Below are 3,356 nucleotides of genomic sequence, written 5' to 3' on the forward strand. Positions count from 1 at the left end.
AGAACAGCTGTCTCACTTCAGAATGAGACAGCCGTTCTTTTTTATCTGAAAACCGACCGTATTCAATTTTTGAACCGTACAATCGCCAGTACCGGATTGTCATCATCGGTCCGGCCAGCGGCAATCTCTTTCAACGGACCATGTACCTTGCCCGCTTCCGACTGTTCTATCAGCATACTGCTGGGAATCGTATAGCAGGCCGTATTCCAAGCCTTATTTGTCACTCCTCCGTCACCCAGCTGAATTTCCTGTTCCTCGCAATCCCGATTGACGAGTTTGCATACATACGTTTTTCCGGCGGCATAGTCATAAACCATATATTTGTCAGGAAACCCTGTACGCGTCTCAAAATCGAATTCAAAATCCACCAGGTAGAAGAAGAAGTATGAACCTGCCCGGTAGTCTGGCAACAGCACTTTGGGAGTTTCCATGGAAAGCACCGGCGGAGTACGTACCAGCATCGGCGAGAGTACGCCCTGGGGAGTATAGGTATAGATTGTATCTGCTGACAAATCACCGATCACATAACTGTCCTCGCAGCGGACAATGGGATCATAGCCCAATGCAGCTGAAATAGTCTGGTTCTCGCCGAAAGGTTTGGACATACGGTTGGACATACGTTTGGTGAAATGAATGTCCAGTTCCTTCACGATCTCTCCGGTCTTTTTGGAAAGCAGCATATACGGTTTCGCCCGATTGGAGATGCCTTGATTGACATCCATATCGCACGCCAGCAGACAATCGGCAGAAAAATCCTGAAGGCTATTCAGAATCATCTTGTACGGGATAGGCAACGTACGTTTATACTGTCCGGTGAACGAATACACCTGCATCCGATACTTCAGCAGATAATCTACGATGAATATTTCCTGTGCTTTTGGATCCACAGCCATTCCAATGATATACTGATATTCTTTGCTGCCCTGCCCTACATGACGAAAACTGGAACGCACACTGCCGTCGCCATTGAACAGCACAATTTCATTATCTGATGTCCGTGCCACAATCAGGCTGTCGGAAACATAGCCCAAACAACCCGCAGAATTGGGCAGCAAAGCATTTTTCTTCGTTTCAAGAGGAATGTACTTCACATCGGCCAGATCCTGCAAGACGATTTTCTTTTCAGGATAATCCTTGGTGACATCCAGCGTCACCAACCCTTGTTCCTTCTTTGCTTTCTGAGTCTGTTCGGTAGAAGCATCTTCCTTGCCGTCCTGTCTGTTTGTGTTGTTTGCTCCACAGGAGTAAAGCAACAAGCTGGCATACAGTGCCCATACATAAGTTTTCATGTTACTTAAAATTTTTAAGGTTAGTTTGAGAATCTGAAATATAAACAGTAATCGTCAGATCACCGGAAACAAAAATATAGAATTATTATCTTTTTTGCAAGTTATTCGTTTCTCAAAGGGCACATGTGTCATTGCAGTCAGCCTCCGGAAGGCTGACTGCCTTATTCCAGCGAAAGTGTTACGGTTATTTCGCCTTTTCCTCCCAACAGTTCGAGCATCTGTTCCCGTGTGGAAACTTTATCCACCTTTCCCAGCCGGGTGAAGTTCCATGAGTTTGTATCATAATAAATTACAAACGAATTTCCCTGATACAGAATCAGGTCTCCGGGTTCCGTAGTGGTCTGCCGGTCGTTTCTGGGCAAAGAGAAGCCCAGAGAACCAACCTTCTCCATATTTCCGTAATCATCCATCCGGATTTCCAGTTCTCCCTGTTTGGCCAGATGTTCTTTCAATGCCTCCGTAGAAGAATTATTCACGAGAGTGGCCGTAAATGTTTCTCCGTTGACGGTCAATTTAAGAGTATTGCTTTCCATCATATTGTCTTCGTTTTGATCTTCGTTCTGATTTTCATTACTTTCTTCATCCTGATTCTCGTGACCACCTTCGTTCTGGTTTCCGTTTTCCGGATCTTCATTGCCGCTTCCTTCAGCAGGGACATCCGTCTGCATGCCGTTTTCGGGAAGAGCCGGGTCTTCCTGCACAGGAGTGCAGGAAGACAGAGACAGAAGAATGGCGGGCAGAAGCAAATATTGCTGCATCTGCGAACAGAACTTCCATTGCATACTTCTGTGACTTTATTTCAGCTTACTATATTCTTCGTCGGAAACAGGCTCCAGCCATTCGTTGGAAGTGTTTTCTCCCGGAACTTCGAAAGCCAGATGAGCAAACCAGCTGTCGGCTGCCGCTCCGTGCCAGTGCTTGACCCCGGCAGGAATATGAATTACCGTTCCGGGAAGAATCTGTACGGCAGGTTTCCCTTCTTCCTGATACCAGCCTCTGCCGGCTACTCCGATCAGCATCTGTCCGCCTCCCCGGGTTGCACGATGAATGTGCCAGTTGTTACGGCATCCCGGTTCAAAGGTTACGTTAGCCACAGGTACCTGCTCCGTGGATACCGGTGCCAGATAACTGTTGCCGATAAAATACTTTGCATACGCCGTATTGGGTTCTCCGACAGGAAAAATCATTTCCCGCTGGAAGGCAGATCTGGCATCATCTGCTGCCGTATCTTCGGCCCATACCTCCTTGGCCTGCCGGAAAGCAGCCCATGCTTTCGGCCATCCGGCATAAAAACCTATATGCGTAATGATTTCAGCAATCTCGGTGCGGGTGATGCCGTTCTGCCGGGCAGTTTGCAGATGATATGTCAGTGAACTGTCGGTGATTCCCTGGCTGATCAGTGCCGTAAGAGTAACCAGACTACGGTCGCGCAGTCCGAGCTTGTCTGTGCGGCTCCATACTTCTCCGAAAAGGACATCGTCATTAAGTTCTGCGAATTTGGGAGCGAATTCTCCAAGCTGATCGCGTCCAGCTGTTTGTTTGACTGTTTCCTGTGCCATAATAGTTGTAGAATTTATTGCCAATGCGACAAGCGCAAGGACGGTTTTGATTTTCATAATTGGATGAATTAAAGGATTATTCGTTTTTCCTATGGCAAAGTTAGCAGATTCATCCTGACAGCTTTGTATACGATTTACTGATATTTGTACCCCAATTATGGATTCAGCAGATTTTTTTAAAACGTTTCGACGTTTTGAGTAAAAGGCCGAAACGAATTGAAGCATACGCCGGGACGTTTTTTTGAGGAGTAGGGGATACAAATAACACTAACCCTCCAATAGTTGATAATAAAAGAAAAGCGATATCATTATTATTGGAAACGATTAAGAATAAAAGAATAAAATTACAATAAACAACAAAGAAAAGAGAAGAGCAAAGATTAAAAATTAAAGGTTTCTCTGAGCAGAACAAGTATTTTTTAAAGTATGAGGATACAAGGTATGGAATTATACATGCGTAGCCTATTAATTCAGTGAAATCATATTTATAATTATATTATTTAGAATC

At 45.2% G+C, this 3,356-nt stretch carries 3 protein-coding genes; all 3 read right to left on the reverse strand.

The features are described from left to right. Positions 1-62: 62 nt before the first annotated feature. A complete protein-coding gene (locus tag BACCOPRO_RS03520; protein ID WP_008140994.1) occupies positions 63-1,289 on the reverse strand; it encodes a DUF4934 domain-containing protein in 1,227 nt (408 codons plus the stop codon). Between the two features lie 161 nt (positions 1,290-1,450). Beyond that, positions 1,451-2,071 (reverse strand): cyclophilin-like fold protein, encoded by a 621-nt coding sequence (locus BACCOPRO_RS18270; RefSeq protein WP_008140995.1) that lies wholly within the window; start codon positions 2,069-2,071, stop codon positions 1,451-1,453. A gap of 12 nt (positions 2,072-2,083) precedes the next feature. Further along, on the reverse strand, positions 2,084-2,905 hold the full coding sequence (locus BACCOPRO_RS03530) for a carboxymuconolactone decarboxylase family protein (RefSeq protein ID WP_081446910.1): 822 nt from the start codon (positions 2,903-2,905) through the stop codon (positions 2,084-2,086). Positions 2,906-3,356 lie beyond the last annotated feature (451 nt).

This window comes from Phocaeicola coprophilus DSM 18228 = JCM 13818, from assembly GCF_000157915.1.
Taxonomy (GTDB): domain Bacteria; phylum Bacteroidota; class Bacteroidia; order Bacteroidales; family Bacteroidaceae; genus Phocaeicola; species Phocaeicola coprophilus.